The organism is Aeromonas sp. NJAU223, assembly GCF_051125555.1.
Taxonomy (GTDB): domain Bacteria; phylum Pseudomonadota; class Gammaproteobacteria; order Enterobacterales; family Aeromonadaceae; genus Aeromonas; species Aeromonas veronii_G.
Window position 1 is genome coordinate 2,300,094 of sequence record NZ_CP144204.1, and the last position, 25,689, is coordinate 2,325,782.

25 protein-coding genes are annotated in these 25,689 nt (G+C 60.6%); 9 read left to right on the forward strand and 16 right to left on the reverse strand.

Features of this window, described 5'->3' with window-relative positions; all coding sequences use genetic code 11:
* Positions 1-101: 101 nt before the first annotated feature.
* Entirely contained in the window at positions 102-1,547 is a 1,446-nt protein-coding gene (locus VZC39_RS10530; RefSeq protein WP_434662319.1) for a chitinase, read from the reverse strand.
* A gap of 319 nt (positions 1,548-1,866) precedes the next feature.
* Positions 1,867-3,069 (reverse strand): methyltransferase, encoded by a 1,203-nt coding sequence (locus tag VZC39_RS10535; protein ID WP_434662321.1) that lies wholly within the window; start codon positions 3,067-3,069, stop codon positions 1,867-1,869.
* 257 nt (positions 3,070-3,326) lie between these two features.
* On the opposite strand from VZC39_RS10535, the gene VZC39_RS10540 reads away from it, so the two are divergent.
* The 3 genes from VZC39_RS10540 to VZC39_RS10550 all read left to right on the forward strand — a co-directional run bounded on the left by VZC39_RS10540 (position 3,327) and on the right by VZC39_RS10550 (position 5,526).
* Positions 3,327-3,905: a PhnA domain-containing protein gene (locus tag VZC39_RS10540; RefSeq protein ID WP_434662323.1), complete on the forward strand. Its 579-nt coding sequence runs from the start codon at positions 3,327-3,329 to the stop codon at positions 3,903-3,905.
* Positions 3,906-4,559: 654 nt separating this feature from the next.
* On the forward strand, positions 4,560-5,195 hold the full coding sequence (locus VZC39_RS10545) for a LysE family translocator (RefSeq protein ID WP_434662325.1): 636 nt from the start codon (positions 4,560-4,562) through the stop codon (positions 5,193-5,195).
* A 127-nt stretch (positions 5,196-5,322) separates the two neighbouring features.
* Positions 5,323-5,526 (forward strand): hypothetical protein, encoded by a 204-nt coding sequence (locus VZC39_RS10550; RefSeq protein WP_349917601.1) that lies wholly within the window; start codon positions 5,323-5,325, stop codon positions 5,524-5,526.
* A 24-nt stretch (positions 5,527-5,550) separates the two neighbouring features.
* Here VZC39_RS10550 and VZC39_RS10555 read toward each other — a convergent pair whose 3' ends face one another.
* From VZC39_RS10555 to xapA, 4 genes are all read right to left on the reverse strand, one after another.
* The gene (locus tag VZC39_RS10555) at positions 5,551-6,432 is read right to left on the reverse strand and encodes a DMT family transporter (RefSeq protein ID WP_434662327.1); all 882 of its coding nucleotides are present in this window, start codon (positions 6,430-6,432) and stop codon (positions 5,551-5,553) included.
* A 53-nt stretch (positions 6,433-6,485) separates the two neighbouring features.
* A complete protein-coding gene (gene deoC, locus VZC39_RS10560; protein WP_434662330.1) occupies positions 6,486-7,223 on the reverse strand; it encodes a deoxyribose-phosphate aldolase in 738 nt (245 codons plus the stop codon).
* A gap of 129 nt (positions 7,224-7,352) precedes the next feature.
* Positions 7,353-8,615 (reverse strand): NupC/NupG family nucleoside CNT transporter, encoded by a 1,263-nt coding sequence (locus VZC39_RS10565; RefSeq protein WP_349917605.1) that lies wholly within the window; start codon positions 8,613-8,615, stop codon positions 7,353-7,355.
* Positions 8,616-8,634: 19 nt separating this feature from the next.
* On the reverse strand, positions 8,635-9,462 hold the full coding sequence (gene xapA, locus VZC39_RS10570) for a xanthosine phosphorylase (RefSeq protein WP_434662333.1): 828 nt from the start codon (positions 9,460-9,462) through the stop codon (positions 8,635-8,637).
* Between the two features lie 332 nt (positions 9,463-9,794).
* Between xapA and VZC39_RS10575 the strand changes: the two genes are divergently transcribed.
* Together VZC39_RS10575 and cueO are read left to right on the forward strand one after the other, a co-directional pair.
* The gene (locus tag VZC39_RS10575; protein WP_349917608.1) at positions 9,795-10,730 is read left to right on the forward strand and encodes a LysR family transcriptional regulator; all 936 of its coding nucleotides are present in this window, start codon (positions 9,795-9,797) and stop codon (positions 10,728-10,730) included.
* A gap of 97 nt (positions 10,731-10,827) precedes the next feature.
* Complete coding sequence (cueO, locus tag VZC39_RS10580) at positions 10,828-12,453, forward strand: multicopper oxidase CueO (protein WP_434662337.1); 1,626 nt, start codon at positions 10,828-10,830, stop codon at positions 12,451-12,453.
* A gap of 72 nt (positions 12,454-12,525) precedes the next feature.
* Here the strand turns inward: cueO and VZC39_RS10585 are convergent, their stop codons facing one another.
* The 6 genes from VZC39_RS10585 to VZC39_RS10610 all read right to left on the reverse strand — a co-directional run bounded on the left by VZC39_RS10585 (position 12,526) and on the right by VZC39_RS10610 (position 16,103).
* Positions 12,526-13,014, reverse strand: a complete 489-nt coding sequence (locus VZC39_RS10585; protein WP_434662339.1) for a SixA phosphatase family protein — start codon at positions 13,012-13,014, stop codon at positions 12,526-12,528.
* Positions 13,015-13,182: 168 nt separating this feature from the next.
* Positions 13,183-13,491, reverse strand: a complete 309-nt coding sequence (locus tag VZC39_RS10590) for a putative quinol monooxygenase (RefSeq protein ID WP_434662342.1) — start codon at positions 13,489-13,491, stop codon at positions 13,183-13,185.
* Between the two features lie 206 nt (positions 13,492-13,697).
* On the reverse strand, positions 13,698-14,075 hold the full coding sequence (locus tag VZC39_RS10595; RefSeq protein ID WP_434662344.1) for an SH3 domain-containing protein: 378 nt from the start codon (positions 14,073-14,075) through the stop codon (positions 13,698-13,700).
* Positions 14,076-14,276: 201 nt separating this feature from the next.
* The gene (locus tag VZC39_RS10600) at positions 14,277-15,083 is read right to left on the reverse strand and encodes a PhzF family phenazine biosynthesis protein (protein ID WP_349917620.1); all 807 of its coding nucleotides are present in this window, start codon (positions 15,081-15,083) and stop codon (positions 14,277-14,279) included.
* On the reverse strand, positions 15,073-15,726 hold the full coding sequence (locus tag VZC39_RS10605; RefSeq protein ID WP_349917622.1) for a helix-turn-helix transcriptional regulator: 654 nt from the start codon (positions 15,724-15,726) through the stop codon (positions 15,073-15,075). Before VZC39_RS10605 ends, VZC39_RS10600 begins: the two co-directional genes overlap by 11 nt.
* A complete protein-coding gene (locus VZC39_RS10610) occupies positions 15,723-16,103 on the reverse strand; it encodes a RidA family protein (protein WP_434662345.1) in 381 nt (126 codons plus the stop codon). Before VZC39_RS10610 ends, VZC39_RS10605 begins: the two co-directional genes overlap by 4 nt.
* Before the next feature lie 703 nt (positions 16,104-16,806).
* Between VZC39_RS10610 and VZC39_RS10615 the strand changes: the two genes are divergently transcribed.
* The 4 genes from VZC39_RS10615 (at position 16,807) to VZC39_RS10630 (ending at position 18,443) form a co-directional block, all read left to right on the forward strand.
* On the forward strand, positions 16,807-17,001 hold the full coding sequence (locus VZC39_RS10615; protein ID WP_349917628.1) for a hypothetical protein: 195 nt from the start codon (positions 16,807-16,809) through the stop codon (positions 16,999-17,001).
* An 18-nt stretch (positions 17,002-17,019) separates the two neighbouring features.
* A complete protein-coding gene (locus tag VZC39_RS10620) occupies positions 17,020-17,412 on the forward strand; it encodes a hypothetical protein (RefSeq protein WP_434662347.1) in 393 nt (130 codons plus the stop codon).
* Positions 17,413-17,641: 229 nt separating this feature from the next.
* A complete protein-coding gene (locus VZC39_RS10625) occupies positions 17,642-17,932 on the forward strand; it encodes a hypothetical protein (protein WP_434662350.1) in 291 nt (96 codons plus the stop codon).
* A gap of 88 nt (positions 17,933-18,020) precedes the next feature.
* Entirely contained in the window at positions 18,021-18,443 is a 423-nt protein-coding gene (locus tag VZC39_RS10630) for a hypothetical protein (RefSeq protein WP_434662352.1), read from the forward strand.
* Positions 18,444-18,553: 110 nt separating this feature from the next.
* On the opposite strand, the gene VZC39_RS10635 is transcribed toward VZC39_RS10630, so the two are convergent.
* The 4 genes from VZC39_RS10635 to mukF all read right to left on the reverse strand — a co-directional run bounded on the left by VZC39_RS10635 (position 18,554) and on the right by mukF (position 25,610).
* Positions 18,554-18,946 carry a septal ring lytic transglycosylase RlpA family protein gene (locus VZC39_RS10635; RefSeq protein ID WP_434662355.1) on the reverse strand — a complete coding sequence of 131 codons (393 nt, stop codon included), beginning with the start codon at positions 18,944-18,946 and terminating at the stop codon, positions 18,554-18,556.
* 153 nt (positions 18,947-19,099) lie between these two features.
* The gene (gene mukB / locus VZC39_RS10640) at positions 19,100-23,527 is read right to left on the reverse strand and encodes a chromosome partition protein MukB (protein ID WP_434662357.1); all 4,428 of its coding nucleotides are present in this window, start codon (positions 23,525-23,527) and stop codon (positions 19,100-19,102) included.
* A 45-nt stretch (positions 23,528-23,572) separates the two neighbouring features.
* Positions 23,573-24,310 (reverse strand): chromosome partition protein MukE, encoded by a 738-nt coding sequence (mukE, locus tag VZC39_RS10645; protein ID WP_349917639.1) that lies wholly within the window; start codon positions 24,308-24,310, stop codon positions 23,573-23,575.
* Complete coding sequence (gene mukF / locus VZC39_RS10650; protein ID WP_349917640.1) at positions 24,291-25,610, reverse strand: chromosome partition protein MukF; 1,320 nt, start codon at positions 25,608-25,610, stop codon at positions 24,291-24,293. The genes mukE and mukF overlap by 20 nt, the downstream gene beginning before the upstream one ends.
* Between the last annotated feature and the right edge of the window lie 79 nt (positions 25,611-25,689).

Below are 25,689 nucleotides of genomic sequence, written 5' to 3' on the forward strand. Positions count from 1 at the left end.
CCAACGATATCTTGGCGCCTCCCTCATGAATAAAAGTGCCGGGAATAGACCCGGCATTTTTATTGTTGATCAGGCTTTGCACATGAGAACCTGATTATTGATCAGGCAGCTGGTGCCCAGGGGCCACCCTTGGTGGGATCGTCCCCTTGCGTCCACCACTTGGCCTGATAAATGACGCCTTGATGGCTCACCTTGTTGCCGGCCGTATATACCTTGCTGGCCACCCAGGCTGGAATATCGCCAACGGGCGGATTGGAAGGATCGACCGGGGCGGGATCCAGCTTGGCGACAATTCTGACCTTGGGCCAACTGGCATGAGAGCCATAGGCATTGGTCACACACTTCTCATAATCCCCCGGCACCAGTGCCGAATAAGCGGTCTGAAAGCCCACCAGCTCGCACTCGAAGGAATAACCACCGGGTCTGTCGGCGTAATATTTCCAGTTGCCATCCCAGTTGGTATAAAGCACATCGGTGGCACCGTTCAAATTCAGACTGCCGTAAGGGGTCTGCTGCCAGCAGGTATTTTTTTCATCCGCCAGCAGGGGGATCCCGTAATGGGCTGCCAGCCCTTCCCAATAACGAATGCGGTTGACCGGTTGCCCCTTGTCTTTATTCTGCTCGCCACACTCGATACCACCATTGATGACGTTGATGGTGGTGCCAAAGCCATAGCCAATTCCGGCGGCAATCTCGCGCTGGGAGGGAACCCAGGTACGATCAATCACATGCAGCATGGCGGGTTTGGGGGCCTGCGGGGTCAGGAAGAACCAGATGGCCGAGGCCAGGTTCAGCCAGGAGTCGGCAACCCGGCCGGGATCGTTGAGCAGTACGCTGGCATCCCCATCGAACATCGCCTCGGAGAAGGCGCCGTAGTTGAAGTGATAGGAGAGCTGCTTGGCCCCGCGGCCAAAATAGCCCTGGCCGTTGGCACAGGGCCATTTCTTGTTTTGCCAGTCATTCTGGCCACAACCCGTGGTGTAGCCAGTCTGCCCTTCCGACCATCCCATCTCCCGCACATGCACCAGCGCCTGCTGCCACTCTTCCAGGCCGAGGGGATTATCCGAACTGTTATTCTTGGCGATGTGACCACCGGTCTCCTGGGCGAAATGGGCAAAGGCGGTCACGATGGATTTCTTGCAGATGGCATCCGCATTGCGACCATCGGTATATTCACCACAGAAGGCGGGGAATTTACCGACGGCGCGCAAGAAGCGCTCATAGGTATATTCAGGCGCGGCCATCTGGGCGAGAAAGTCCCAATCCGATTCCGTAAATACCCGCTCGACCCGTTTCACGTTTTCCGGATTGCTGGCAAGGCGCGGCACTATGGCATCCACGATGACATTGGGGCGCGTGGCCAAGGCCTTTGACCAGACGCCATACATGGGATTGGCCGTCTTGGATTTTTCAACGGCCGTTATATCGGCGGCGGCAATCACATAGCCACCGCTATTTTGTGGATCGGGCTGAATATTCATGGCGGCCTGCGCCGAGGAGGCGCACAGCGCCGTCACCAGCCAGGCGCAGAACTTGGGTTGGAACATGATGGCAATCCTTGTCGTGAAATAATGGACAGGCCGAGCATAGGCGTTTGAATTACTAAATTCACGACGAGAATTAAGAATCTGATGATTCTGTGAGCTATTTCACTTTGTGATAACGCGCCCCCCGGATTATCGCCTGCGACGATATTCCAGCATCGATAAGAGGGATATAAACATTTAACGACGGTGCGCTGGCAAAAATAAGTTGCCCGGTCCTGTGAGTCAGGCCTCCTTTCCCCTTAATATCCGCTGATACGGCCAAGATTGATGCCAGTGGCCTGCTATGGCTTGTTCTGCCGGGCCGCAATAGGGCTGGCGATCAGGGGAGTACCGCCCGGATAAGAATGTTGCGCGGTGTCACCGGTTTGTCGCAAAACACCCCCACCTCCACCCGATAGCCCTGCTCTTGCAGGAAGAGGGCGCGATCGAGCATGAGCCAGATCTCCAGCGGGCGGCGAAACAGGTGGCGTACCAGCTCCATGCGGGCGACATCCCCGTAGCGCTGCTCTCCCTTTGCCAGGAAGGCGGCATAGTCGAGCCCGGCAGGCAGCACCAGTCCCTTGCGCGCGGCGACCCAGCCACAGAATGCCTCGAAACCGTCGGTGAGCAGACTCTTTTGCATATTGGGTACCGGCATATAGGCATCCACCCCGCGCACCGCCCGCTGCAGGCAATCAAACGCCAGGCGCCACACGACCTCTTGCTCGCGCAGACGGGCGATGCGGGCACCGCCGGTCACCGTCTCCTGCAGCGGCAACTTGAGATCGCTCTTGCCAAGGTGCAAACGGCTGGCCTTCGCCGCCTCGGACAGGGGCCGATAGTGGTCGCCGCGAATAAGGTGATAGCAGCAGGGGGAAAGCGTCACTCCCCTCGCCCCCCGTTCGGCGACCCGCTCCAGCAGATGGGTATGCAGCTCGCCACAGGCGTGTAGGGCCATGGCGTGGTGCTCCGTACCGATGAGGGCTCCCGACTCGGGAGCGAAGGCGTCGGCCTTCACAAACTGCATCCTGGCGCCGTCCCGGGCCGCCAGCGCGCGCCCCTCCTCGCACAGCTGCCCCTGCAACTCCAGGCTGGTCACCTCCGCCCCCCGATGCAGGGAGACCAGGCGCCCAAGGTGTCCCTTGCCGGCACACCACTCCAAGTAGGGCCCCTGATGGGCTGGCAGAGTACCGACGAAGGCCTCAATCTGGGCCTGCTTGCGTCCCGGCATATACATCGCCATCCCCTTGCCGCAGGTGATGGCGTCGGGGATGAAGGGAGCAAGCTCACTCAGGGCATGCAGCTCGGCCCCTTGCGGGATCCAGGGGGCGAGCAGGTCGCACAGCGCCCCCATGTCGGCGTCGAGCGCCATGACCTCATCCAGACCAAGTGCATTGAGGCAATCGGCCAGGGCGGGTGCCTCCTCGGCGAAGGCGAGGCTCAGGTGGTGATAGGGCTGGTATTGCCACCAGCGCCGGGTCTGCGTCAGCAAGCCGTCCAGTTGTTGAAAGCGATGAGCGAGCACGGCAAGCTTGTCCTGCAATAAAAAGGAGGCTCATTCTAGCGATCTGCCGCCAAAATGCATCCCTTGCCCACCTCGATACACGGCCACCGTCCAGCCTGCATCGGCCACTCCGGCAAAGACGCGACGCCGCTCACCAAGGTCCCTTGTCTGGTAGCCACGCAACCCCAATGACCCGGGTAGCCTGACAAACAACGTGGATTTGTGCTATATTCCGCCCCCTTGTAAGCACGGCACGCTCTGGCGGGCCGTTTTCCCCCTATAAACGGAATCGAAACATGACCATCAATGCCATCCTGCAAGCGCGCGCGGGCGCCAAGTGTGAACTCTGTGGAGCGGAGCAGACTCTGACTGCCTTCCCGGTGCCCCACTCCCCCGCCAGCGACGACGATCATAGCGTGGCGCTTTGTGCCACCTGTCATGGTCAGCTGGAGCAGCCGGACACCACAGTGGTCAACCACTGGCGTTGCCTCGGCGACAGCATGTGGAGCCAGGTCCCTGCGGTGCAAGTCATGGCCTGGCGCCAGCTCAAGGCCCTGGCTGCTCGTGGCGAGATCTGGGCGCAGGACATGCTGGACATGATGTACATGGAAGAAGAGACCAAGGCCTGGGCCGAAGCGGGCATGGCAACCGATGATGACGACAGCGTGCCCACCGTCGACTCCAACGGCGCAGTGCTGGTGGAAGGAGACTCGGTCACCCTGATCAAGGATCTGGAGGTCAAGGGCGGCGGTTTCACCGCCAAGCGCGGCACCCTGGTCAAGGGGATCCGCCTGACCAACAACCCCCTTCACATCGAAGGCAAGGTCAATGGCGTGCAGATCGTGCTGGTCGCCGCCTACCTCAAGAAGGCCTGATCCCTCCTCGGCATTGCCATCAAAGCGCCCACTGGGCGCTTTTTTATTGCCAAACCATTGATGCAAAATCTGTTTTCTTCACCTCCCTGGGCCAGGGTTTTCCCATCAAAAGCGTCATCACTTGACTCTTGATCCGGATTTTTTGCTTGCTTTGTGGACAAATAACACTAGGTTGTAGAGACGCTGGTGACAGGGGGAAACAGGCAGAATGAGTCCGTTTCTCCCCCGGCCGGACGCCAGAGCCACAACTCAGGACAAGGCGCATCGGGCCACAGCACCATTCACCCAACCATCAGTGCGATGTCGATGGAAAGACCCTCAAGGGCAACACGCCGCCCTTCAAACAAGGAGAAATACCATGGCCAAAGCGTCCAAAAAAGAGATCAAGAAGCAGATCAAATCCCGCGAAGCGAAGATCGCCAAGCAGGAGAGCAAGATCAAGAAGCTCAAAAAAGCCCTGAAATAGGACTTGGCAGCAATAAAAACCGCCTGATGGCGGTTTTTTTATATCTCTGGCTGCCAGATGTATCATGAACAGCAGGCTGTGCTAACCCGACATGGCGGCTGCACGCGGCCCGAAAAGGAACCGACAAGCCGCTGGACGGGGCGTCAAATTCGCTGGCATCATGCTGCTTTGGCATCAAGGAAGTGCTCATGGATCCGCACACATGGATGTTGTTCCTGCTGGCCTATCTGCTGGCGACGCTGACCCCGGGCCCCAACGTACTGCTGGTGGTGAAAAACGGCCTTCAGCACGGCTGGCGTGCCGCCATCATCAGCATTCTCGGCAATCTTTGCTGCCAGGCCATGCTCATTACCCTGGTCGCCATGGGGGTGGGTGCCCTGCTGCAAACCCTGCCCCCCCTCTTCATCGCCCTCAAGCTGGCAGGGGGTGGCTATCTGGTCTATCTCGGATACAAGGCGCTGCGGGCGGCCAGGGAAAACGCACCGGGTGCGCTCCCCTCAACCGGCCAGCAGCGCACCAGGACGACCCTCTCTTTCTTGCGGGAGGCCTTTTTAGTCTCGGCCAGCAACCCCAAGACCATCATCTTCCTCTGTGCCCTGCTGCCCCAGTTTCTCGATCACCAGAGCCCGCTGCCCCTGCAGTTCATCACCATGTATCTCACCATCTGTATCATCGTCAGCCTGGTGCACCTCTGCTATGTTGCCCTGGCAAGGCGCGCCGGTCGCTACTTCCATCCCGGGCGCAGCCGGCGTCTGTTTGGTCGCATCACTGGCGGGCTCTTTATCACCCTGGGCAGCGCCATCCTGCTGAGCGGTCGGCCCTGAACTCCCAGCCCCTCCCCCTTTGATGAACTATCTGCGCCATCGGTGCCGCTCGGGCGCCGCGGATCCCGGCACTGACGGCTAGAGTTGTGAATACGTGTCTGTATATGTGCCTGTCGTGGAGCGCCATATGTTTTCTTACACCCTCAGCTTTCGCGAAGAAGCCGACAAACTGACGGCCCCCGAGCACGAAATCGCCCTGCAAAGCCCCGCCCAAGCCGGGGATTTCATCATCCTCTCCGACGGCAGTCGCCATCAGGTGATGCTGGTCACCCACCGTGCCCACTACAGCAGCCTCTATCTCGACAAGGGAGTGAGGATACCCCAGAGCTGACAAGGCCCGCCGGCAACGGCGATGTCAGCCCGTGCCGGTCTGAGTTCGGACGGTGCCGCGGGCTGGCGCCCACACCATCACCCCCATGGCGATCAGAACCCCGGCTATTCCCCCACCCACCTGTTGCCAGGGAATGGCACTGCCCAGCCACCGATCGCAGAGCAGCACCAGCACCGGAATGAGGAAGGTGTAGGCCGATACCTGCTCCGGCCGCAGCGCCACGCTACCTTGCTGGAACAGGAAGAAACTCAGGGCCGTGGCGAAGAGCGCCAGATAACCCATGCCCAGCCAGAGCGGCAGGGTGACGGCCTGCCAGTCTGCGGCCAGCAAACGGGGGGCCGTCACCAGCGTGAGCAGGACACTGGCGCAGATCAGGGTCCAGCAGGTGAGGTGGACGAAGGATTCCCCCCGATAGCAGCACTTGACCACGATGGGGTTGAGGGCCATGGCCACGCAGCCGAGCAGATAGAGGCGGTTGCTGGCGGTCAGCTTCAGCGATGCCAGCTGGCCGAGATCGCCCCGAAAGATGATGAGGGCCGCAGCGACCATGCCTCCCATCAGGGCCAGCCCCGTCCACAGGCCGATGGGTTTTCTCATGATCACCATACCAGCCAGCGCGCTGATCAACGGCACTGTGGTATAGAGCGCACTGGCATCCAGGGCGCTGGTCTCCTGCAAGGCCACGAACATGGCGACGAAGTAACAAAGCGCCGGCAAGCAGATCAGGGTATAGCGCCCCAGATCCCGCCATGAGGGCAGTACCAGCTTGCGCTGACCCGTCAGCAACACCACGAAGCAGAGCGCCGCCGTCAGGGCGCTGCCGATGGGGAAAGAGAGGCTGATGAGCAGGGTGAACAGCAGCACCTTGCCGTGGGCCAGGGCGACAGGGAAACGATGATGGAACATGGAATGGATCTCTGATGAAGGCGCCCCGGGAGGCGCCATGGGATTGCCGGGACTCAATAGGTGGATGCGGACGCCACCCCCTCTTCCTCTTCATTCAACACCGCCAGCAACTGCGTGAGCAGGCTGGAGGCGCCGAAGCGAAAATGGGCCGCATCCGGCCAGCGCTCGCCAAGCAGCTCCTGCGCCATGCCCAGATAATCGGCGGCCTCTTGTGCACTGCGCACCCCGCCCGCAGCCTTGAAACCGACCCGCTGCCGGGCTCCCGAGTCGGCGATGGCCGCCAGCATGGTGCGAGCGGCTTCCGAGGTGGCATTAATCGGCACTTTGCCGGTGGAGGTCTTGATAAAATCGGCGCCCTCCTCGATAGCGAGCAGAGAGGCGGCGCGAATGAGTGCGGGCGTCTTCAACTCGCCGGACTCGATGATCGCCTTGAGCACCCTATCACCGCAGAGTGCTTTGCAGCGGCTTACCAGTGCTCGGGCAGGCGCCTCGTCCCCGGCCATCAGGGCGCGCCAGGGGATCACCAGATCAACTTCGTCGGCGCCGTCAGCGAGTGCTGCGCGAGTCTCGGCCAGCACGGCGTCCGGATCCTGATCCCCACCGGGGAAGTTCACCACGGTCGCAACCTTGATCGCAGGGGTGTGCTGGGTAGCGAGGGCCTGGCGTGCCAGGGCGACAAAACGGGGATAGACACAGACCGCAGCCGTATGGCCATGCGGGGTCGCCGCCTGTTGACAGAGCGCCAGGATACGGGCATCGGTGTCGTCGTCGTTGAGGCTGGTGAGATCCATCAGGCTGATGGCCAGGCGGGCGGCCTGTTTGATATCCAGAGATTGGCTGGGGACATAAGAAGCTCCGACATGGTTGGGATCAGGGTCATAAAAAGGGGCGCCGCAGCGCCCCGCACAGAGAAGTGAGCGTCAGAGCGCCAGGGAGAAGAAGATCCCGGCGATGGCAGCACTCATCAAATTGGAACAGGTGGCCGCCAGCACGGTGCGCAGGCCGTGGCGGGCGATGAAATCGGTCCGTGAGGGGCAGAGGGTACCGAGGCCACCGATCAGGATCCCCATGGAGGCCAGGTTCGCAAAACCGCACAACGCGAAGCTGATGATCACCTTGGATTTTTCCTCCAGCACCTGCAGACCGGCCGCGCTCACGGTGCTCGCGTCTTTCAGGTAGGGAGCGAGATCGCTGTAGGCGACGAATTCATTCACCACCAGCTTCTTGCCGATCATGGCACCGGCAACACCGATATCCGCGAGCGGCACCCCCAGCAGGAAGGCAAGCGGCGAGAAGATCCAGCCCAGGATGAGCTCAAGGGAGAGGGACATGCCCATCATGTCCCCTATCCCGCCGAGCAAAGTATTGACCAGGGTCACCAGCCCTATCATGGCGATCAACATGGCACCGATGGCGGCGGCCAGCTTGAGGCCACTGCTGGCCCCCTCCCCGGCGGCAGCCAGCACGTTTTCCGGTTTCTTGCCATCGAACTGGATGCTGTTGTCGAACACATAGTCCGGCTGGCTGGTTTCGGGGATGATCAGCTTGGCAAACAGTATGCCCCCTGGCGCTGCCATGAAGGAGGCCGCCAGCAGGTATTGCATGTCCACCCCCATCATGGCGTAGCCCGCGAGCACGGTGCCGGAGACCGACGCCATGCCGCCACACATGACGGCGAAGAACTCGGAGTCGCTCATCTTCGGCATGTAGGGCTTGACCACCAGGGGGGCCTCGCTCTGGCCGACGAAGACGTTGGCCACCGCCGACATGGACTCGGTCTGGGAGGTGCCGAGCAGCCTGGCCATGCCACCACCGATGACGCGGATCACCGCCTGCATGATGCCGAGGTAGTAGAGCACGGCGATCAGCGCCGAGAAGAAGACCACCAGCGGCAACACGTTGAGGGCGAACACGAAACCGATGCCGTCCACCGAGAAGTTGACCAGGTTGCCAAACAGGAAGTGGATACCCGCCTTGCCGCTCGCCAGCACGGCATCCACCCCGTGGGCCATCCCCTCCAGTGCCCGCCGTCCCAGCGGCACGTAGAGCACCAGCGCGCCAATGGCCACTTGCAAGGCCAGCGCCAGCCCGACGGTGCGCAGGCGAATGGCCCTGCGATTGGTCGAGGCGAGCACGGCGATGAGCACGAGGGCCGCCATGCCGAGAAATCCTGCTGCAAACATATGACCTCCTGGTCAACCGTTACTGGAAGTGGCGCTGCACGAAGGCGTTGATGAGGCGGATGAAGTCCGCTTCCGCCAACTTGGCACACTTGAGGGTCTGCTCGTGGGAGAGCTGCACGTCACCCAGCCCCTCGGCCATGTTGGTGATGGCGCAGACGGCCAGCACCGGCAGACCGCAATGGGCGGCGCTGATCACCTCGGGTACCACCGACATGCCTACCACGTCACCGCCGATGATCTGCATCATGCGGATCTCGGCGGCAGTCTCGAAGCAGGGGCCGCTGTAGGAGACGAAGACCCCCTGATTGACGGCGATCCCCTCTGCGTCGGCAATCGCCTGCGCCTCTTGCCGCAATGTCTTGTCATAGGCGTTGGCCAGGCTGAAGAAGCGCGGGCCGTAGGCCTCGTCGTTGGCCCCCGTCATGGGCGTACCCGGCATGGTGTTGATGTGATCGTTGAAGATGACCAGGGAGCCCACGCCGATCCGCTCGGGGCGCAATGAGCCTGCCGCATTGGTCACCAGCAGCAGCTCGCAGCCCAGGCGCTTGAAGGTGCGCACCGGGGTGGTCATCACCTTCATGGTTTCGTGCTCATAGTAGTGACCACGCCCCTTCATGCAGATGACGTCGACGCCGTGCAGCTTGCCGAGCACCAGCTCGCCGCTGTGACCGGCCACGGTACTGACCGGGAAACCGTCCAGCTCCTCGTAGGGGATGCTGACTCTCTCTTCCAGCGCATCGGCCAACACCCCTAGGCCCGATCCCAGGATCATGGCGGCCCGGGGGGCGAAGCCCGGTTTGCGGGACAAAATGGTGGCGACGGCGTTCAGAACGGGATCTTGTTGCATGGGATGAACCTCGTGAGTGATGACTGATGGGTTCACTCTAGGGAAGACACATAGCTAAAAAAATCATTAAAATCGGTTCTTTTATCCTGATTTTCGGCACAATAAATCCATCAGCATGGCGAGCCGGGAGGGAAAACAGGCAGAAATGATTCCAATTGACACCACCTTGTTGCCATGAAGAGAGCATGAGGGGTAAGCGGGCCCCACGAGCGGAGGTCAAAGTGTGAACCGGATCCCCTGCGCCCCCCGCAGGCAGAGGCCTGCCCGTGGCGGCGAATGCCCAATGTTTGACGGGGATCTCACCCCGCCTCATCAATCCATCGGAGGTTATTTTGTCCCTGGACAGTCACTGGCGCGAGCGCGTCACACTCAAGATGCTGCGCTACTTCCACGAAGTGGCGCGCTGTGGTCACTTCAGTCGGGCCGCCGAGCAACTGAACGTCTCCAAGTCACCGCTGAGCGCCCAGATCAAGGAGCTGGAAACCGTGCTCGGGCTGACCCTGTTCGAGCGCCACACCCGCCAGGTCAGCCTCACCCCCACGGGGCGACGGTTGATGGAGGAGTGCGCCCTGCTGTTCGATGTACTGGAAAGCGGCCTCAACAAGGTGGTGCAGGCGGGACGGATGGAGCACAACCAGATCCGCATCGGGCTGGTCAGCTCCATCTTCTGGGCCGGTTTTGGCGAGGTGATCAGGCAGTGCCATCGGTTGCATCCCGAGTACGAGATCACCTTTACCGAGCTGTCGCCGGAGAAACAGAAGCTGGCGCTGGCCAACAAGGAGATAGACCTGGGCCTTGCCCGCTTTGCCGACACCTTCAACATCCACCCCTTGCAGGCCGAGAGCGTCTATCCCGAGTCCATGATGCTGGCAGTATCGGATGAACACCCGCTGCGGGATCGCAAGCGGGTCTCCCTCACCGAGCTGACGGGCGAGCGCTTCGTACTGATGAGCCGGGCCAACTCGGCCTCCACCGATCTCATCATCAACGCCTGCCTGATGGAGGGCTTCTATCCCCAGCTCAATCAGGAGGTGGTTGAACCCAATACCCTGATGGCCGTGGTCGCCACCAGTCAGCAGGTAGCCCTGGCGCCTGCCAGCTATGCTCACCAAAAATGGCCACACGTGCGTTTCGTGCGCCTAGAGCAGCCGATCCCGGCCGATGTCTGCGTACTCTATGCCCCCGAGGAGGCCGGGAAGCCCATCGCGCCTGTGCTTCGCGACTTCATCGACACCATGAGCCAGCAGATGAACCCTGACCCTCGATGAACGAACAGGGTACCCGGGTACCGGTGGTCGGCTTGACCTTCCATCAGGGGGAAGAGCCAAGGTGACCTTGACCATGATTTCCCAGGAGATGAATGCGATGAACAGACGTGACTTTTTGATCCGAAGCGCCCTGCTCGGCCTCGCCGGTGCACTGCCCCTCTCCTATGCCCGTTTTCTCTCCGCCGCCGAAGCCCCCAGCCTGCCCATCCCGCCCCTGCTCTCCCCGGATGCCCAGGGCAATATCGCCCTGACCGCCAAGGCGGGAGTCACCGCCTGGCGCGGCAAGGAGGCGGTGACCTGGGGATACAACGGCGCCCTGCTCGGCCCGACCTGGAAACTGCGTACCGGGCAGGTCGTCCAGCTCCATACCCTGAACCAGCTGCCGGAAACCACCACAGTTCATCTGCACGGCCTGGAGATCCCGGGCGATGCCGACGGTGGCCCCCAGGCCATGATAGGACCGGGAGAGACCCTCACCAGCCGCTTCACCCTGACCCAACCCGCCGCCACCTGCTGGTACCACCCCCATGCCCACGGCAAGACCGGACGTCAAGTGGCCATGGGGCTCGCCGGCCTCATTCTCATCGACGACGAGGAGAGCGCCCGCTGGCCACTCCCCGCCCGCTGGGGCATCAACGATCTGCCCGTGGTCATTCAGGACAAGCGGCTCGACGGCAAGGGACAGATCGATTATCGGCTCGATGAGATGAGCGCCGCCGTGGGCTGGTTCGGGGACTTGCCCCTGGTCAATGGCGCCCTGGCCCCTCAGCATCAGGCGCCCCGCGGCTGGGTTCGGCTGCGGATCCTCAATGGCTGCAACGCTCGCTCCCTGCGCTTGGCCCTCGGTAACAACCAACCCTTTTATGTGATCGCCTCGGACGGCGGCTTCCTGCCCGAGCCCGTCAAACTCACCGAACTGGAGGTGCTGATGGGGGAGCGCTTCGAAGTGCTGGTAGAGCTCCAGGACAAGCGCGTCGAGTTGCTCGCCCTGCCCGTCAGCCAGATGGGCATGGCCTTGCCCCCCTTCGATCAGCCGCTGCCGCTGCTCACCCTGACTCCCGCCTCCCAGAGCATCACATCGAGCCTGCCGGATCAGCTGAGAAGCCTCCCGCCCCTGCCCACCGAGGATGGGAGCTGGACTCGTCGTCACTTCCAACTCTCCATGGATCCGGCGCTCGACAGGATCGGCATGCAGCGACTCATGGAACAATATGGACCGGCGGCCATGAGCGGCATCAGCATGGCCGATCACGGTGCCCCGGCCGACAAGCCCATGCCAGCCATGAAAGGCATGAAGGACATGAAAGGCATGGATCACGGCGCCATGGCGGGGATGTCCCAGGGGGGGGACGCAGGCATGACGCCGCTGGGAGAGCGCCTCTTCAGTGCAAATCGCATCAACGATCAGGCCTTCGAGATGGGCGTACCGGCCTTTGAGGCCAAGCGGGGCAAACTGGAACACTGGACCCTCTCCGGCAAGGGGGACATGATGCTGCACCCCTTCCATATCCATGGCGCCCGTTTTCGCATCCTGAAAGAGAACGGCCTCACGCCCCTGCCCCATCGCAGCGGCTGGAAGGACATGGTCAGAATCGAGGGGGGTGAGAGCGAGGTGCTCATTCAGTTCGATCACCCAGCCCCCAAAGAGCGTGCCTACATGGCCCACTGCCACCTGCTGGAGCACGAGGATACCGGCATGATGCTATCCTTCACGGTGAGCTAGGGAAATCGGGAAAAAACAGGCAGGGGCGAAGGCCCCTGCTGTCATGAAGGCGAGGCGCCCGATGACACGGGCTTACGGCTGCTTGGGGCAATCAAACCAGACACGGACTGGAACGCGGTCAGGGATGACCGACCAGGACGCCCCCTCGAAGAGAAAACGGGCCACGGCGCAGGTGGGCATCCGGGTGATCCCCCGGGAGAAGCGGTGAGCCAGCGCAGTGAACTCGGGATCATGCCCCACCAGCATCACGCACTTCTTGTCGTCTGCAAGCTCCCCTATCAGCGCCAGCAGGGTGCGAACCTCTCCCTCGTATATCCGCTCATCCAGGGCTATCTCCCCAGGATATTGAAGCGCATCGGCAAGCAGGCGCGCCGTCTCCCGTGCCCGACAAGCGGGGCTTGAGAGGATCAGATCCGGTATCACCCCCTCCTGCGCCAGGCGCCTGCCCATCATGGGGGCGTAGCGCTTGCCGCGCTCGGCCAGTGGCCGCTCTCTATCCGGCAGATCAGTATCTGCCCAGATGGACTTGCCGTGACGTACCAGCACCAGAGTCCTCTTCATGTCGCCTCCCATGAGCCCGGCTCAGCGCCTTCCCTCCCCAGCACGGCAGACGGGTGTTTCACCCATCCACCGCTCGGGTCTCTGTTCACATCGCCAATCCCCTTGGCAAGGATAGCGAAGCCAGGGCCTGCATCACTGGCACATCGCCTCTCAAAAGCGGTGTGTCCATCAGGCCAAGGGGCCCACCTCCTCCAGGAAGATGAGACGCAGGGGCTCGGCCAGCAGCACATCGGCCCGGCTGGCAAAGCCCTGGAAATAGTCGGTGGCACAATGCGCATCGAGCGCTGCCTGACTGACGAAGGCTTCCCGCATATAGAAGGTGCCCGGTTCATCCTTGAGCTCGAACAACACGTAATCGAGGTTGCCCGGCTCACGCCGGGTCGGCGCGACGAGCTTTTGCAACTCGCGCCGCAGCGCCTCTCCCATGCCCGCTTTGGCCTTGAGTACCGCTATCGACACCAGCTTGTCTGCTTTCATTATCACACTCCCCTATCAAGAGACACATGGACCAAGGATGCCCCTCGCCGCGACTTGCCAGCGGATCATGGACACATCCTTCAAGATGAGAGGCAGTGTAAGAACAAGTTATTGATGGATATAGACGGACAATATGGACAGACTGTTCATCCTATTGAACAGCAGACGAAGGAGCACAGCAGAGCGTCCGTGGCGCCACTAAGGGTTTATGGCTCCCGCAGCGCTTGTAGATTGGCCAGTGGCACCCAGCCAGAGGCCGTTCCCTCGGCGTTGTCACACCAGATCCAGCCGTTGATCATCCGATGGCCAATCAGCTGATCACCCGGCTGCACGTTCAGCTCCCGGGCCGTGTAGTCCTCCCGGGCACGGGCCTGGCCCTTGTCCAGCCACTCGATAAGCTGAGCCGGCACACAGCCCCCTTGTTGGCCCGCACACTGGCAGAAGAACCAATCCTGCCAATCCTGCCAATCCTCTGCCCCTTCATACCGCTCACCCACCATAAGCGGGGTGCCCTTGACGAAGGTGATGGGCTCCGGGTATTCGCTGCGATGGGCGCTGATCACCAGCCAGACGTTGTTTTCCATACTCCTATCGTTCCTTATTCCTATCGCTCCTTGCGGAGCCTCTTCGGATCCTGGCGGGCATCAAGTCGGGTATCGGCTCCCGACATCTCGGCTAGCAGGGCGACCCAAAGGCGAGATCCTGCTGATGGCGCCGCCAATCATGTGCTCACTCTGGTTGATACATGCTTGATGGTGCAGGCACATCTGGTGCGGCCTGATGGATTACAGCAGGAAGGTACCTTCAATGGTCATGCGGGCCTCGCCATATAGCTCCACGCGACCATCATCACGCACCAGGCAGCGGAGTGTCCCCTTGCGTGCCCCCCCTTGCTGGGCAATCAACTCCCGCTTGCCTGTGCGAGCGGCCCAGAACGGTGCGAGGAAGGTGTGTGCAGAGCCGGTCACCGGATCCTCGTTGACGCCGACCTGAGGCCCGAACCAGCGGGAGACAAAGTCGAAGCGATCATCGGCCGCCGTCACGATGACACCACGGGTATCAAACTGCACCAGGGTATTGAAATCCGGGGCCAGCCCTTCAATGACTTCTTTGTCATTCACCAGCACGATCAAGTCATCGGACCGCCATACCCCGACCACCTCGCCATCAATACCCAGAGCGGCCAGCAGACCGGCGGGGGTCTCTATCGGTGTCGCCACCTTGGCCGGGAAATCCATGCAGTATTCATGACCCGAGCGAGTCACCGTGAGCAGCCCGCTGCGGGTGTGAAACCGGATCTGCTCATCGGCATGGCCCAGCTTGTTGAACAGTACCCAGGCGGCGGCCAGGGTCGCGTGGCCACACAGATCCACTTCAACCCCGGGGGTAAACCAGCGCAGGTGATAACCATCATTCGTCGGAATGAAGAAAGCCGTCTCTGACAGATTGTTTTCAATGGCGATGGACTGGAGCACCTCATCCTCCAGCCAGGTCTCCAGGGGACACACCCCGGCCGGATTGCCACCAAAGGGCTGGGAGGTAAAGGCATCCACTTGATAGAAGGGGATCCTTGTCGAGCCACTATTTTTCATCAAATCTCTCCAGATAGTTGTAAATCGTATATCGCGTCACCCCCAGCGCCCTGGCGACATGATTGACACTGCCTTTTATTTTGAAAAAGCCCAGCCCATGAATCTCGGACACGACACGCCGTCTGAAATCAATCTTGCTCTCAGCCCCGGTCTGCCGGTATCGCTGCAACACGTCATCGAGCGTCTGGAGGGAAATCGTGCCCGATTTGCCATCCGTCTCCTCCTCCATGCTGGCGGGCTGGAACAGATAATCCAGGTCGCGTTTCAGCTGATTGACCGCCTCCATATCGACGTTGAGGCAGAAGGCAACCAAAGGTACGCCCCCCTCGCCGTAATAGATGGTCGATGCGCTATTCAAGCGCTTCCCGGTCGCCGTTCTCGACACATAACCGCTGAAGGTGCGGTATCGGGTATCGGATGCCCCATCGAGCAGCCCCAAGAATCCCATGTCATCATCCGGGCCGGACAGGAGGGCATCCCCTTCGCACCGGCCACTCACGTGCCCATTGACGATACCGATGACGGACTCTTCAGGCCGGGTCAGATCATGCAATACGGCTTCGGTATTGGCGGGAATGGTGGTTTTGAGGGTTTCGAGGGATGCCATCAACACGGTGAGCAGGCTCTCGCGATCCAGATTCATGCCGCCCCTCTCGTTGCCGCTATTGCCTGGACTTCGATCTCCACATCCAACCCAAATGCCAAGGTGCTGCTGGTCACCGAACGGGCCGGAAAGCCGCTCGTAAACCAGTTGCGATATTCGGTATTGAATTCGGCGAAGTGCTTCATGTCGCTCAACCACACCTGCACCCTGACCACAGAGTCGAGATCCACACCGGTGCGGGCCAGCGTCGCGGCGATAGATTGCATGATCCGCCTGGTTTGCTCCGTGACCGACCCCTGCAAAGGCTCACCCGTGGTACTCATGGATACCTGGCCCGATAAAAAAACAAAACCGTTCGCTTTCACCGCATCGGCAAACGGAAAAGGCTTGCTGGTGGCATAACGTTCGATAGTCATGGGACTCATACCCTTGGGTTGCACCTGATAGCCACAAGATAGCACTCCGCCCCGATATTTTTAAACAGGTTTTTATTTATCAACATTATGATGTTTAAAAAAGAAGGGGGCTGCCAGAAGCATCGACCGACCTGTCCACCGCCAAAGGGCAAAAATCGGGCAGATCAGGCTGCGGTGTCGGATAGGCGCCACAACAACACCCAGGCATTGGGTCAGCCGGCTATTCATGTCTCCATGTCGTGCTCATCGGTGAGCCGCGTCGATGACTTGCCAGGGAGATCCCTTATGGGGGAGCCCACCTATCGTTATTGCTGCATGATATGACGCTGTGGCAATAACAGACGATTAAATAAATGGAGTCATTGGCTTCGTTTAACACCAAGGTGATTAATTGTAATCAATTTTATTTATGACATCTCAAATGCCAATATCTATTCACACATTCAACAACAGTTGCACTCACCATACCCAACCAAAAATTAACACTTAAGGGGTATTTTTGTTTTTATCCATTAAAATCAAACAGATAAAACAATATAAAATGCCAAGTCTGACCTCTTTATTTTTACTATTTAGAAAAACTATGATGTTCATCACATTCCAGGAGGGACATTGTCATTAGCCGATTGGAAAACAGGATCTGAATTATCAGATGTCGTCCCCGAAAACAGAAAACGTTTTACCAATCCATAGGAGTAATTATATGAGAACCACCTTGATGGCATTAATCATCATCGGAGCCAATCTATTTCTGGCTGGCTGTGTCACCACCTCTGGCAGCCAACAATATCGTCAGGATAACGATATGATCACCCGAGATGGCATCGCACTCCCAGACTGCGAGACGCTGCCGGATGCCAGCCAGGCCGATAATGGCTCACGCTGCTGGTACCGTTAACAGGAGAGGGTCAACGCCATGAAAAAGTGGAACATGATACTGATGATCGCGATGACAGGAGTCTGTGTCCAACCGGCCTTTGCCATCAGTGAAGCCTATCGCGCGCAATTGGAACAATCCGGCTGTACCCAGGTCAGTGAGGCCAATGGCACCTGTGACATCAAACCCGCTCGGCATCGACACAGAGAGGATGTGGCGTCATACCGCGACCATCGCGATGCCACCCATGAGATCCTGCAAGATCTTGATTCACACATCGCGGGTGATTATCAGGGAGAAGCCGTGGACTATATGGAAGACAGTGGTTGGCATGCCATGAACGACGAACATACCCGCTGGCGAAAGTCCGGCGTCATTGTGGAGTTTGATATGTCGCCCTCGGGCAGAATAGCCGGCGTCACGATCAATTAGTCACTGTCATTCACTCATACCGATATACACAATTATTATTTTTTATTTAGCAACGAACGACAGGTTTAATATTTATTTTCTGACAATAAATAACAGCCATCCATTTGGCTGAGAATATCTCACTGCCTGTTATTTTTTTGCTTGCAACATAACAACAAAACGGACCACAGACTACGGCTATGGTCATCATTGGAAACAGTTCAACATTAATATATGGAAGGTGTTTGCTATGAAAATGGTATTCATCAGGCAATGCGTCGGCATATTGGCGATCACGGTCAGTCTGACCGGCTGTGCCATGGACAATATGACGACAACCCAGAAAGCCTTGCTGGTCGGCAGTGCCGCCGCTGCGGCAGGCGGGATCGCATACGGCATCCACAAAAAACATGAAGCCGACAAGGCGAAACATGAAAAGGATGAAGATAACCGCCACAAGGAAAATACCTATCATGCCCACCGACATCACAGTGACCAGCGCGAGCAATGTTACGACTACGAGGGGCATTGGCAGTGTTGATCTCCCCTCCCCCTGACTAGCACTGACGGAGACTCATCTCCCTGAAACCCGGTTTGGCTTTTTATTTCTCATTAACTGGATAGATACCATGAAACACAAACAGATGATCCTGAGCCTGTCACTCCTCCTCGGCACCACCCTTGGCACCATTGCCCCTGCCCACGCGATCAGCGACGCCTATCGGCAGAAGCTGGAGCGCAGCGGTTGTACCCAGATGACGGATGGCAATGGGTGCGACATCCACAAGACCCGCGCCCAAAACCACGCGGCGGCAGCGGTGCACCCATCGGCCCCTGCGACCCTCTCCACCAACAAGGTGGCCGAAATCCTTGACCGTGCGGTCAGCAACAAACCGCTGGATGCGGCGGTGACGATTCTGCTGGGCGCCGGATGGCAACAGGACGACGACAATGGCCTGGTCTTTTATAAGGAGAGCTACCAGGCAACCCTGGATGTGAACCAAAAAAATGATGTGGTGATGGGAACATCCGTCACGACCCACAGAGGATAACACTGTTGCAGCCCGCCCTCCGGCGGGCTGCATGCCAAGGGGATCCTCCCAGTAAAACTGCCCCCTTCCAAATCCGCAGGACAAACCGCCTGCGTGTCCTCTCATGCGAACTAGTTGACCACCTCGAGATTGACCCTGACCAGGCCGGATCTGAGGTTGCCGATGCTGCTGAAGGCGGCTTTCGAGAGATCGATCACTCTCCCTCTGGGGAAGTTGCCTCTGTCGTTGACCCGCACCACCACGCTCTTGCCGTTGGCCACGTTGGTCACCTTCACCAGGGAGCCGAACGGCAGTGTCATGTGGGCCGCGGTGTTGCCACCGTTATTGTACCGCTCGCCGCTCGCCGTCTTCCGGTTGTGATAGCGGTCCGCATAATAGGAGGCAAGCCCGGTCTGGGTATAACCGCGCCAGTCCCCCCCCTTGCCCGCCTCCGGCTGGCTGCTGCAGGCCGCCAGCAGCAGGCTGAAGGAGACCAGCAGCCCTTTTTGTACCCTGCCTCTCATGCGCTCTTCCATCGCCACTCTCATCACCACTTTTTGCACCAATCTGGCCCCTGCCAACAGAGGCCTACTCTCTCACATTTGCCATGGAAAACGGGAGGCCCTGGCCCCCCGTTTTGCGTATTGCTCCGTCAGCCCCTGTCAGGGGAACCCGGATCAGGCAATGAGCTTGTCATCGGCGAAACCAAAGCCGCGCAGCCCCACCACGTGCACGTGCTCGTGCTTGCCCTGCACCTTGCGGATGAGCTTGTAGGTGGTGCCCTTCTCGGGGCTGATGTTCTCCGGCGCCGCGATGAGCAGCTGCATGTCCTGTCGCTCGCACAGCTCGAACAGGGTGGCGATGGACTTGCCATCGAGGCGCGCCGCTTCGTCCAGGAACAGCAAACGACAGGGGGCGATGTCCTTGCCGCGCAGACGGCGGGACTCCTCCTCCCAGCTGATGAGCACCATCAGCAAGATGGCCTGACCGGTACCGATGGCCTCGCCGGTGGAGAGCGCTCCGCTCTCCGCCCGCAGCCAGCCGTCTGCCCCGCGCTGCACCTCGATCTCCAGCTCCAGGTAGTTGCGATAGTCCAGCAGGATGTCTCCCATCACCTGATAGCTGCGCTCCCCCTGTTCAATCTGCGGGTTGAGACGCTGGAACAACTTGGCCATGGCCTCGGAGAAGCTGAGCTCCTTGTCGGCGAACAGATCGTTGTGCATGGCGGTCTGATCCGCGAGCGCGGTCAGCAATCGGGTGTGAGCCTCGCGGATATTGACGTTGAGGCGCACCCCGCGCACCAGACCGAAGGCGATATTCTGCAGGCCCTGGTTCAGCACCCGGATACGGTTCTGCTCCCGGCGGATGATGTTGGTGATCTTGGCCGCCACCTCGTGGGAGGAAAGCGACAAGTGAGTCTCCCGCTGCTTGAGCTCATCGGCGAGGCGCGCCAGCTCGATCTCCATCTCCTCGATGGCCTCCACCGGATCGTCCGAGCGGATGATGTCGTTGCGAATGCGATCCTTCAAATAACGATACACCTGCACGTAGAAGGCGACCTTCTGCTCGGTGTTGCGGTTGCCCTCGGACAGACGCAGCGCATCGCGCAGGGCCTCGTCGTGCGCCACGGCGACGCGAAGGGCGCCGAGAGCCTTGTCCGACATGGATCTCAGCTCGTCGCTGTCAAGATACGCCAGCTCGCGCTTGTTCAGGCGCTTCTCGACGTCGGTGTCGCGGGCCAGACGCACCACTCGCGACCAGCTCGCCTTGTGGCCCACCAGGGATTTGCGGGCACCGAAGTAGTCTTTGCCTTCGAGCTTCAGACGGCCGCCGAGGGATTCGATCTCCCGCTTGGTCACCTGCAACTGGGCCTCGGCGCTGGTGCGACGGGAGCGGGTGCGAATGAGCAGCTCTTCGATCTCTTTCTTGTGGGCGCGGGACTTCTCTTCCATGTCTTCGGAAAGAGTCAGCCCCATGGCCCCCAGCTCCTGCTCGAACTCCGCCAGGGTCTGCCCCTTGGCCGACGCGCTGGAATCGAGCGCGGTGCGCAGTTGCAACGCCTCTGTGTGGCGCTGGGCGATCTGTTTGTGCTGCTCACCTTCGGTTCTGGCAGTCAATTCCGCTGCCTTGAGCTTCTCTTTCAGGCGTTCACTCATCTCGGACGCCTTGCCGAGCAAGTCTTGTGCGTCCTGATAGGCGAAATGCGGCAAGCGGGCCACCAGCTGATCCAGGGCATAGACACGGCGTTTCTGCTCCGCCAGCAACGCGTTCACCTCGTCATAGGCGGCCTGCAGGGCGGCGAGATCCTGCGGATCCTGGCGCAATACCTGCACCTTGCCCTCGAGCGTCTCCAGCGCCTTGCCGTGCTTGGCGATAAAGGCCTCCGCCTGTTTCAGACTCTCCACATCGGCGCGGGCGCCTTCGAGACGCGCCGCCAGATCCCCTTCCTCAAACAGATGGGCATAGGGCAGCATGGCCTGCACCAGCTGGATGTGGCGGGTCAGCTGGGCACCGGCGGCCTTGGCCTCGGCGAGCTGCTTGTCGCACTCGCCCATGGCGCCCTGCAACTTGCGCAGCTCGCTCTGCTTGGCGTCCACTTCGGCTTCCGGATCCGGACGGAATGCGATGTCCAGATGCTGGCCGATGAAGTCGCGGAAGTGGCCATAGAGGCGGTGATACTTCTGCTGCTCGAAGGCGGCCTTGGCGTAGCCTTCGATGAGGTTTTCACGCTCAAGATCGAGCTGCTCGATGCGCTTCTCGCGGGCGGCGCGGCCAAAGAGCGGCAATTCGGGGTAGCGGGAGAAACGCACCTGGCGTTTGCTGCTGCGCACCAGCACGGCGTCGCCGAGCTCGTCCGCCTCCACCAGATCCTCATCGAACGAATCCGGGTTGCCCTGAATGAGGTAGATATCTTCCGGGCAATCTTCCAGCTTCTTGAGCCGCTCGATGGCGCCTTCAAGGTCGAGCACCACCAGGGCGCTGCGAGCCGGGCCGTAGAGGGCGGAGTAGTAAGGGGCATCGTCGATGGAGATGTCGTCATAGACATCGGAGAGCAGCACGCCCCCCACCTGCTCGGCGATGCGGGCAAGACGCGGATCCGCCTCCCCGGCCCCCAGCTGGAGGTTGCGAATCTGCAGCTCCAGCGCCTGCTTCTGGGCCTGGATGCGGTTGCTCTCCTGCTCGAACTCCCGCTCCTTGTCGAGCACGGTCTGCATGCCGGCGGAGAGCGCCTCGGCGCTGGCCAGCGGCAAGCCGCTCTGCTCGCGCAGTTGCTCGAGTTTTTCAAAGGATTTCAGCCAGCGCGGCGCCAGTTTGGTTAGCTCGCCAATGTCACGGCCAAGCTGGGTACCCTGATGCTCCAGGCTGGCACGGCGCTGCGCTGTCTCGGCCTGCTGCTCGGCCAGCTCCTCCTGGCGAGTGCGCTGGGCTTCGAGGAAGAGTTCCAGCTCGTCGCTGCTGCCGATCTGCTGGCCTGACGCCTCGGTCAGTTCATCCCGCAGCTTGAACAGGGTTTTCTGGCTCTCGCTCTCTTTTTCCAGGCGGGCCAGGGTGGCGCGCAGCCCCTGCCCCTGATTGACGCGAGCCTTGTCTTCGATATGACGCTTGAGCAGGGCCTGGGCGGTGGGCCAGGCGGCCTCGCGAGCGGTCTCGGGGGCGATGCCAAGGAGCAGCGTCAGGGCCGCTTCGTGTTCGGCTACCGCGGCCTTCGCCAGGGCGAGCTGCTGCTCGGCTCCCAGCACCCGGCTGGTGAGGCTCTGCTCGGTGCTGCGCAGTTGATGCAGGGTCTCGCTCGCCTGCTCGGCGGTCAACCCCGGCAGCTCGCACTGCTCGCGGGCAGCATCGAGGGCCTGCACTGCCTGGCGGTACTGGATGGCGCGGGTCTGCTGGATGTCCAGCGCCTGCTGATAGTCGGCAAGCTGGGTCTTGAGGCTGTCTACCTCGGCGATCGCCAGTTCCCGACGCTCTTCCACTTCCAGCAACTGGATGTGGATCTCCTCCACCACAGCCTGCTGCTGCTCCAGCTTGTCATTGAGATCGCGCAGATCGGCGCGATAGAGCGCGATCTTCTTCTGCAGGGCCACTGCCGCCAGCACCCTGGCCAGATGTTCGGCGGCGGATTCCAGCTCGTCGGTCAAAAGCTTCTCGCGGCCGGTGAGCTGATCCACCTCGTCCGCCAGATAGATGGCACGCTGCTTCTCTTCGGCAAGCAGACGGCGCTTGCCCGCCAGCTCCGCCCGGGCCTTCAGGGCCAGCTCGGAGAGGCGACTCTTCTCGGCGCTGCCCCGCACATACTCAGCCGCCACGTAATGGGTGGTTTCGGTGATGAGGTTCTTGAACAGATCCCGCTGGCCTTGCGTCTCCTTGATGGCCTCCAGGGTACGGCGGTTCTCGTAGATGGCCGCCTCCATGTCCTGGAACGCCTTGCGCACCCCGGAGTTTTCCGGCAGCAGGTATTCGCGCAGGGAGCGGCTGATGGACGAAGAGATGCCGCCGTAGAGGGAGGCCTCGATCAGGCGGTAGAACTTGCCGCGATCTTTTTGATCGCGCAGCTTCTTGGGGGTGATGCCGAACTCGAACATGAAGTTGTGATAATCGGTCACCGTATTGAACTTGGCGAGCTTCATGGCGCCAAGCTCGGCGGCTGCCCCTTTCAGGTCGGTGAAGGCGCGCACCCGCCCCTTGCCGCTCTCGAGTTTTTCCAGCAGGAGATCCGTGGGGGACAGCTCCTGAGGCACATCCACCAGCGCGAAGGGGGTGATGTTGACCTTGTTGTCCCGGTTCGCCACCTGCTCCAGATGGACACCGACCCAGATCCGCTGCTCGCGGCTGTTCATCACCTCCAGCACCGAGTAGCAGTGGCCGCGCTGCAGCTTGCCGTAGAGCCCCTTGTCACGGGACGCACTGCTGGAGCCCGCCTCCGTGGTGTTGCGGAAATGGAGCAGGGACTGATCGGGGATCAGGGCCGCGATGAAGGCCGCCATGGTGGTGGACTTGCCCGCCCCGTTACCGCCGGACAGTGTGGTGACCAGCTGGTCGAGATCGAAGGTGCGGGCGAAGAAGCCGTTCCAGTTGACCATGGTCAGGGATTTGAATTTGCCTCTCACGCCGCACTCTCCATCACAGCCATCATCCCCGTCGGGGCCAAGAATTTAACGTTGCAGATCATCTTCCACCTCCAGCTCCAGCTGCTCTTCGTCCAGATCCGATTCGATGTCCTCGAACAGGGAATCGCTGCTCGGCATCTCGTCGTCGTGGAAGATGGCTTCCCCTTCCTGGATCATCCGCAGTTGCACGGCGCGGGGGTCCTCGTCGGAGCGCACGTCGGCAGCGAAGCGAAACACGGACTCGTTGACCCGGAACTTGTCGCCGTTGCCAAGGGCCGTGATCATCCCCAAACGCCGCAGCCGGCGCATGGAGGTGCGGATCTTCTCCAAGAGCTTCTTCTTGTCCAGATCCGTGCCACCGGAGCGGCTGTTGACCATGCGCAGCAGCTGCTTCTCGTCGGCGAGGCTCAGTACCTCTTCTTGCAGCTCGCTGGTGGCAAACACCCCTTCCGAGGCGAGCCGGTCCGGGCTCAGGTAGAGGTAGCAGAGTACCTTGCCCACCAGCATGTCGAGCTCGGACAGGACTGTGGTGCCGATGTCGGCGCTCGGGCGCGGACGCAGGTAGAAGAAGCCTTCCGGCGCCTTGATGAGCTCGACCTGGTAACGGCCGTAGAAAATCTCCAGCTCGCCGTGATACTCCACCAGCGCTGAGTGGGGTTCAAAATCGTCGGCACTGATGTGGCGGCCGGCGCGCAGGGCGGTGTCAATGCGCGGAAACAAGGGGTTGGCGATGGCCTCGGCGAGGCGCAGCGGCAGAGGAAACTCAGTATTGATCGATGACATAGGCCTGAACCTTGGATCCTGCTTGGTTGATGGGTTTCCATGCGGGTTGACGGTGCAGCTCGCGCTCACCGCTGGCATGGCCGAGACGCACCGCCTGATCGATCAGGAGGCGCGCCACATCGAAGTGGGCATGGGCCGGGTAGTCCAGCAGGTATTCGCGCAACACGTCGGCCAAATCCAGCTGGGACTCGCTCTCGGGATAGCGGGCGAGGTAGCGCTCGATGCGCTCCGCCAGCTCCTGGTTGATGTCCACCATCTCCAGATACTCCATTTCGAGGGGCACCTCACCGGTCACCTCCTCATCGTGGATGGCGATGGTTTCATCGCGCAGCTCCAGCAAACGGGGCTCTTCGGCCACCCTGAGCAGCCAGTTGTGCTGCTCGAAGTTGCGGATGGACTCGCGCAGCCGCTGGCTGAAGGCGCGGTTCTTGTCCATATCGATGGCGTTGCGGATGAACTTGTGGACGTGCCTATCGTAGCGGGACCAGAGCTCGATGCACTGCTGGCCCCAGGAGGTGATGACATCCAGACGCCCCTGCAGGGCATGGGTCAGCTCCTCGACGTGGAACAGATCGTCACGGCCCTGCGCCGCCTCCTGAATGTTGAGCAGCCCGGCCTGCAGGCGATGGCCGGCGGCGTCCAGGGTATCTTGCAGCTCGCGCAGGGTCTGGCCGGTTTCGTGTAGTAGCTTCTCGCAGCTGTGGATGGCATCGACCCAGTTCTGGGTCAGCAGGGCCGCAATCTCGCTCTTGACCTGGTTTTGCTGCTCATCCATGGCGCGCTGGGTAAGATCGATGCGCCCAAGCGTCTCTTCCAGAGAGAAACTGAGGCGGGGCAGCACTTCGGCGTCCCACTGTTCCCGGGTGTCCAGTTCCAGCGCCGCCTTGCGGGCGGTGTCGAGCTCGGCAGCCAGGTGCTCCAGCAGGATGGAGAGCTTGATGGAGTCGACCTGACGGCTCTCCAGGAAGAAATCGACGATGCCAACGCCAAGGCGCGACAGGCGATAGAGACTCTCCCCCGCCACCATGTCGGTGGTGAAGCGCGACAGCAGCTGCTGGCGAATGAGGTCGTTGATGGCGTTGTTGGCGCGACCGCTCAAGGTCTCGTCCATCTGGCCAAAGGCGCTGCTGACATAACCGAAGGCGTCGTGCAGCGCGGCCTCCGAGAGATCGGACTCCTCTTCGGAGAGGGTCTTGATCGCAATCAGAAAGGCCAGCCGATCGGTGGGCAGGTTCAAGGCCAGACCCTCCTGTCTGACCCATCCTACCGTCTCGGGCAGGGTACGGGATGTACTCATCATGACGTTATCATCTCGTTGTTATGGCTGGCGGGCCGACGCACACCTCATGTGCGCGTCACGTCCGCCGTGGTGGTACAGG